We start from the raw sequence: 4996 nt of genomic DNA, 5'->3' as shown, positions 1-4996 counted from the left end.
GGCGTCCGCACCGGCGACGCCCTCACCGACGACGCCCGCACCGGTGACGTCCGCGTCAAGGACGCCCGCGCCGACGACGCCCGCACCGAAGACGCCCGCGCGCGGGCCGACGTCGACCCGCGTGCCTCGGCCCTGCGGGGGCCGGCGGGCCGGGCGCGGCTGCTGGTGACCTTCATCCTCGGCAGCCTGACCGCCACCGCCCCGCTGGCGATGGACATGTACCTCCCCGCGCTGCCCGAGGTCACCCGGTCCCTGCACGCGCCCGCCTCCACCGTGCAGCTCACGCTCACCGCCTGCCTGGCCGGCATGGCCCTGGGCCAGTTGCTGGTGGGGCCGTTGAGCGACCGGCTGGGGCGGCGGCGCCCGCTGCTGGTGGGTCTCGTCGCCTACGTGGTGGCCACGGCGGTGTGCGCGTTCGCGCCCACGGTGGAACTCCTCATCGCCTTCCGGCTGGTCCAGGGGCTCGCGGGGGCCGCCGGCATCGTCATCGCGCGGGCGGTGGTCCGTGACCTGTACGAGGGCGTGGCCGTGGCCCGCTTCTTCTCCACCCTGATGCTGATCTCCGGGGTGGCACCGGTCGTGGCGCCGCTGGTCGGCGGGCAGGTGCTGCGGGTGACCGACTGGCGCGGCGTGTTCCTCGTCCTCGCCGTGCTGGGCGCGGTGCTGGCGGTGGTGGTCTGGGCGAAGCTGCCGGAGACGCTGCCGCCCGCGGAGCGGCACACCGGCGGGGTCCGGGAGACGTTCGGCGCGATGCGCCGACTGCTCGCGGACCGCCCGTTCACCGGCTACCTCCTCGCCGGCGGGTTCGCGTTCGCCGCCCTGTTCGCCTACATCGCCGCCTCCCCGTTCGTCGTGCAGGAGATCCACGGCGCCTCCCCGCAGACGTTCAGCCTGCTGTTCGGGCTGAACTCGGTGGGACTGGTGCTCGTCGGCCAGATCAACGGCAAGGTGCTCGTCGGCCGGGTGAGCCTCGACAAGGTGCTCGCCCTCGGCCTGTCGATCGTCATCCTCGCGGCGACGGCACTGCTGCTGATGTCGGTCGGCGTGTTCGGCGAGGTCGGGCTCGGGCCGGTCGCGGTGGCGCTGTTCGTGCTGATGTCGGCGATGGGCATCACGCTGCCCAACACCCAGGCGCTCGCGCTGATGCGCACCCGGTACGCCGCCGGGTCCGCGTCCGCGCTGCTCGGTACGTCCTCCTTCCTCATCGGCGCGATCGCCTCCCCGCTGGTCGGGATCGCCGGCGAGGACAGTGCCGTCCCCATGGCCGTCGTCCAACTGGGCGCCGCGCTGGTCGCGATGGCCTGCTTCGTGACACTGTGCCGCCCGGGACGGGGGCGCGCACGCGCCGGAGCGGACGGCGGCACGGGGGGCGCGGAGCAGCCCGGTACGCTGCGCGCGAGCGAGGGCCAGAGGGCGGAGGAAGGGCACTGAGCGCACCGAGACTGCGCCACGGCACAGCGGAGCGGGCCGGGCTCGATGTCGGCGAACTCGGGCACCTGGTCCGGGAGATCCACGAGGCCACCACCGGTGAACGCCCCTGGGCGGCGGGCGCCGTCGTGTTCGCCGGCCGCGGCCCGGTGCTCGTGGTGCGGGAGGCCGCGGGCTGGGCCGTGCGGTTCGCCGCCTACGACGAGGAGACGGACGCCGGGGTGGAACTGCCCCCGGCCGAACGCGTCCCGATGACCGTGGACACCCCGTTCGACCTCGCGTCTCTCACCAAGCTGTTCACCTCGGTGGCTGCCGTGCAGCAGATCGAACGCGGCACCCTCGGCATCGACGCCCGGGTGGGCGCCTACCTCCCGGACTTCACCGGCGCCGCCCGGCACGGCGTCACCGTCCGCCAGCTGCTCACCCACACCTCCGGGCTGCGGCCCGAACTCCCGCTGTACGACTGCGCCGACGACGCGGAACGGCTGGCGCTGCTCCGCGCCGAGCAGCCCGTCGGGGTGCCCGGCACGTACTGCTACTCCGACCTGAACATGCTGCTGCTCCAGCACCTCCTGGAACGCCTCACCGGCCGCCCCCTCGACACCCTCGTCCACGACGGGATCACCCGGCCCCTGGGGATGACGGCCACGGACTTCGGGCCCTGCCCCGGCGCGGCGGCCACCGAGGACCAGCGGCGGCCGTGGGGGAAGGCGGACCGCGGACTGGTGCGGGGCGAGGTGCACGACGAGAACGCCTGGGCGCTGGGCGGGGTCGCCGGCCACGCCGGACTGTTCTCCACCGGCCACGACCTGGCCGTCTTCTGCCGGGCCCTGCTGGCCGGCGGCTCCTACGGGCCCGCCCGCATCCTCGGCCCCGACTTCGTGGACCTGCTGTTCACGCCGCCGGGCCTGGGATTCGCCCTGGACCAGCGGTGGTTCATGGGGGACCTCGCGGGCCGGGGCGCGGCGGGCCACACCGGCTTCACCGGCACGTCCCTCGTCCTGGACCGGGCGACGGACACCTTCCTGGTCCTGCTCGCCAACACCGTCCACCCGCGCCGCCGCCCCACCCCGGACAACGGGCCCCGGGCACGCGCGGCCTCCCGCCTGGCGCGGGCGGTGCGGGGCCGGTGACGGTGGTGATGTGACGGCGAGCCGGTGACGGCGGGCCGGTGACGGCGGTGCCGTGAACGGGCGCGTCGCGGCGCGGGGGAGCGGCCTCGCGACGTGCGGGGTACGGGGCGCGAGAGCGAGTCGCGAGCCCGCCGAGGGCCCGTCCGCGCAGCCCCCGGCCTCCCGGACCGGACCGGCCGCGCCCGCCGCATAGACTCGCCGGGTGAACGCCCCCGCCCCCCTCACCCCCGCCGACACCCTGCGCTCCGCCCTCGCCGGGCTGCTGGACGGGCTGCCGCCCCGGCAGGCCGCGCAGGCCGTCGAGCGGCTGATCTCCACCTACCGGGGAGCGACCCCCACCGGAGCGCCCATCCTGCGGGACCGGGCCGACGTGGCGGCCTACGCCGCGTACCGGATGCCCGCGACGTTCGAGGCGGTGCGGTCGGCGCTGGAGGCGTTCGCGGACACCGTTCCCGACTGGGCGCCCGGCGACCATCTGGACGTCGGCGGCGGCACCGGTGCCGCCGCCTGGGCGGTGAACGCGACCTGGGGCGGGGAGCGGCCGGTGACGGTCCTGGACTGGGCCGAACCCGCCCTCGCCGTCGGGCGGGAGCTCGCCGCGTCCCACCCCGCTCTCAAGGGCGTCCGCTGGCAGCGCTCGCGTATCGGAGCGGCGCTCACGTTGGAGAGCACCGATCTCGTGACGGTTTCCTACGTCCTCAACGAACTGACGGAGGCGGACCGAGCGGCCCTCGTCGACGCGGCCGCCGGGGCCGCCCGCACCGTCGTGATCGTCGAGCCCGGCACCCCCGACGGATACGCGCGGGTGATCGAGGCCCGCGACCGGCTGATCTCCGCCGGCTTCCGGGTCGCCGCCCCCTGCCCGCACAGCGACGCCTGCCCCATCGTGCCCGGCACGGACTGGTGCCACTTCTCGGCCAGGGTCAGCCGCTCCTCGCTGCACCGCCAGGTCAAGGGCGGCTCTCTCGCCTACGAGGACGAGAAGTTCAGCTACGTCGCCGCGACCCGCCTGCCGGCCGTGCCGGCCGCCTCCCGGGTCGTGCGCAGACCGCAGATCCGCAAGGGCCAGGTCCTCCTCGACCTGTGCGAGGCGCCCCCGTCCTTGCGCCGTGCCACGGTCACCAAGCGCCACGGCGATCAGTACCGGGCGGCCCGGGACACCGACTGGGGCGACCCCTGGCCGCCCCCGCCCCCGGCCCAGGCGTAGGCACCCGCACCCCGGGCGCAGGCGCCCGCCCTTCCCGGCGTAGGCACCCACACCCCGGGCGCAGGCGCCCGCCCTTCCCGGCGTAGGCACCCACACCCCGGGCGCAGGCGCCCGTCGCCCGGCGCAGGCGTCCCCGCTCCTCGGGTTCACCGGCCGCCCTCCCGGTGTTTCCCGCTCACCCGCCCTTTCCCGCTCTGCTGTTCCTTCCTTCCGTCCTGCTGCCTCGCCGTCGCCGTCGCCGGCGCCGTCCACTGGCCCGGCCCCTGTCCCTGCCCCTGCCGCTTCTCCTGCAGCTTGCGCAGCAGTTCGCGCTTCTGGGCCTGCGGGTCGACGCCGCCGCCGACGCGTCCTCCGTTCCCGCCGCCGCGCAGGGCCCTGCGGCCCAGGTTCCGGCGAGTGCCTCCGACGCCCAGCATGTTTCCTCCACCACGGGTCATGGTGTTTCCTCCCTCTCGGTGACGAGACGTCTCGTCTCGCTTCGGCCTCATCAGTGTCAGGCGAGACGGAGCGTCTTGTCAACCTGATAAATTCGAGACATGTCCTCGAACCAGACCCCGCGCACCGCACCCGACTCCACCCGCCGCAGCCAGCGCTCCCGGCGGGCCATCTACGACGCCGCCCTCGCCCTGGTCTCCGAGGTCGGCTATCCCCGCACCACCATCGAGGGCATCGCGGCCCGCGCCGGCGTCGGGAAGCAGACGATCTACCGCTGGTGGCCGTCGAAGGCGGACGTGCTCCTGGAGGCCTTCCTGGACCTGAGCCAGCAGGCCGCCCGCGCCGCCTCCGAGGACCCGCAACCGCAGGGCATCCCGGACACCGGGGACGTCGCCGCCGATCTGAAGGCGGTCCTGCGCGCCACCGTCGACGAACTGCACGACCCCACCTTCGAGGCGCCGTCCCGCGCCCTGGCCGCCGAGGGCGTCGTGAACGAGGAGCTGGGCCGCAGGTTCGTCTCCCAGCTGCTCGAACCCCAGCTCCAGCTCTACATCGAGCGGCTGCGCTCCGCGCAGGAGGCCGGACAGGTCCGCCCCGACGTCGACCCGCGCATCGCCCTGGAACTCTTCGTCGCCCCGCTCGCCCAGCGCTGGCTCCAGTACAGCGGCCCGATCAGCCACGAGTACACCGACACCCTCGTCGACTACGCGCTCTACGGCCTCGCCCCGCGCTGACCCCGCCCCCGGCCGCCCCCGGCCGGTCCGCCACCCCGGCGAGCCCCGGCCGGTCCGCC

At 75.2% G+C, this 4996-nt stretch carries 4 protein-coding genes and 1 pseudogene; 4 read left to right on the top strand and 1 reads right to left on the bottom strand.

Annotation, left to right across the window (positions count from 1 at the left end; genetic code table 11):
- Positions 1-132: 132 nt before the first annotated feature.
- The 3 genes from G3I53_RS16130 (at position 133) to G3I53_RS16120 (ending at position 3768) form a co-directional block, all read left to right on the top strand.
- Positions 133-1431: a multidrug effflux MFS transporter gene (locus G3I53_RS16130; protein ID WP_164337404.1), complete on the top strand. Its 1299-nt coding sequence runs from the start codon at positions 133-135 to the stop codon at positions 1429-1431.
- Positions 1432-1442: 11 nt separating this feature from the next.
- Positions 1443-2561: a serine hydrolase domain-containing protein gene (locus G3I53_RS16125; protein ID WP_239063925.1), complete on the top strand. Its 1119-nt coding sequence runs from the start codon at positions 1443-1445 to the stop codon at positions 2559-2561.
- A 202-nt stretch (positions 2562-2763) separates the two neighbouring features.
- Complete coding sequence (locus tag G3I53_RS16120; protein WP_164335313.1) at positions 2764-3768, top strand: small ribosomal subunit Rsm22 family protein; 1005 nt, start codon at positions 2764-2766, stop codon at positions 3766-3768.
- Between the two features lie 242 nt (positions 3769-4010).
- Here the strand turns inward: G3I53_RS16120 and G3I53_RS33910 are convergent.
- Positions 4011-4205, bottom strand: a pseudogene (locus tag G3I53_RS33910) (DUF6243 family protein); the annotation flags it as partial.
- Between the two features lie 99 nt (positions 4206-4304).
- Between G3I53_RS33910 and G3I53_RS16110 the strand changes: the two are divergent.
- Positions 4305-4937 carry a TetR/AcrR family transcriptional regulator gene (locus G3I53_RS16110; RefSeq protein WP_164335311.1) on the top strand — a complete coding sequence of 211 codons (633 nt, stop codon included), beginning with the start codon at positions 4305-4307 and terminating at the stop codon, positions 4935-4937.
- Positions 4938-4996 lie beyond the last annotated feature (59 nt).

Source organism: Streptomyces sp. SID14436 (assembly GCF_010548465.1).
Classification (GTDB): Bacteria; Actinomycetota; Actinomycetes; order Streptomycetales; family Streptomycetaceae; genus Streptomyces.
The sequence above is the reverse complement of the archived record's forward strand: the minus strand, read 5'-3'. Positions and strand labels throughout refer to the sequence as shown.

Coding starts and splice junctions, on each gene's coding strand:
- G3I53_RS16110 (WP_164335311.1), top strand. CDS start 4,305: ATGTCCTCGAACCAGACCCCGCGCACCGCACCCGACTCCACCCGCCGC.